At 59.5% G+C, this 1,109-nt stretch carries 1 protein-coding gene and 1 pseudogene; both read right to left on the reverse strand.

Annotated features, from left to right (window positions below):
* Positions 1 to 241: 241 nt before the first annotated feature.
* On the reverse strand, positions 242 to 787 hold the full coding sequence (locus PHO31112_RS26990; RefSeq protein ID WP_150624798.1) for an ureidoglycolate lyase: 546 nt from the start codon (positions 785 to 787) through the stop codon (positions 242 to 244).
* A 93-nt stretch (positions 788 to 880) separates the two neighbouring features.
* A pseudogene (locus PHO31112_RS26995) lies at positions 881 to 1,109 on the reverse strand (allantoicase); the annotation flags it as partial.

Below are 1,109 nucleotides of genomic sequence, written 5' to 3' on the forward strand. Positions count from 1 at the left end.
CTCAACACCGCCCTCCAGACGGACCGGAGCCCCTTTCCGCCTCTCAGACATAAACCCAACTCGCTGCAGAAAGGCGCCCCGGTCCGTCTCTCCTCACTCCTTCCGTACTTCCTCCCTTACCCCCCCCTTTTTTCCCGCTTCGGTTTCTCACCCCCCCACCAATGCAAAACGCCGGGCAGTCCCCGGCGTTTTCGCTGTCCTGTTTCCTTCGCTCATTCCTTCGCTCTTTCCTTCTCTCTCCTCATGCCGCCTTCTGCGCTGCCTGTGCCGCGTCCAACGCCGCCTGCGTCAGTACATACACACCCGGCAAATCCCGCTCGTCACAGTTGTGCCCCTCTCCACCCCGATCCACCACCACGAAGTCACTCACCTCATGCAACGCCAACAACGGGTGATGCCATACCCCTCTCGCATAGTTCACCCCCTGCCACCCATCCGAGACGAATGCCCGCATCCGACTCACATCCAACTCGCCCGCCGGTGCCACTACCACCATGTACGGCGTCGTCTTCAACGGTATGAACGCCTGACTGCCCAACGGGTGACGCTCCAACATCTTCACCTCATACGGCAACTGCCTCGGCTGACCCCGGAATACGTTCAACAACGCTCTTCCCCCCGCCGGACCCAAATCCACCGTCGCCAAATCGTGAAATCGCTCAGTCGTCCCGCCATTGATCGCAAAATGCTCCGCCCCCGGCAACTCAATCACGTCGCCAAACAGCTTAAACGCCTCTCGCGTCAATCGCTCTATCTTCAACGCCAGACCCGCCATGTCACACCCCATTTTCTTCTTCGCTCATCGCCGCCTCCCACATCCCCCCCTTCTTTCCCCGAGGATGCGAGAGGTCGTCTGCCTTGCTGACGCCGCTTTCGTTGCTTACGCCTTCTTGTCGCTCAGGCGGCCCCACAGTCGCAATCTCGACACACCACCGTCCGGGATGATGTTGAAGCGGATATGCGTAATCGCGCCCAACCCCTGCACCTGCTCTTCAAAAAAGAACTGTCTGTCCATCGCCAACTTCTGCTCAGGCAACAACACCGGCCAGAACATCGATTGCGTAATCAACGACTGCTCGGTGCCCCCCGTCACATACGCCGCCTGAATG

Source organism: Pandoraea horticolens (assembly GCF_902459555.1).
Classification (GTDB): domain Bacteria; phylum Pseudomonadota; class Gammaproteobacteria; order Burkholderiales; family Burkholderiaceae; genus Pandoraea; species Pandoraea horticolens.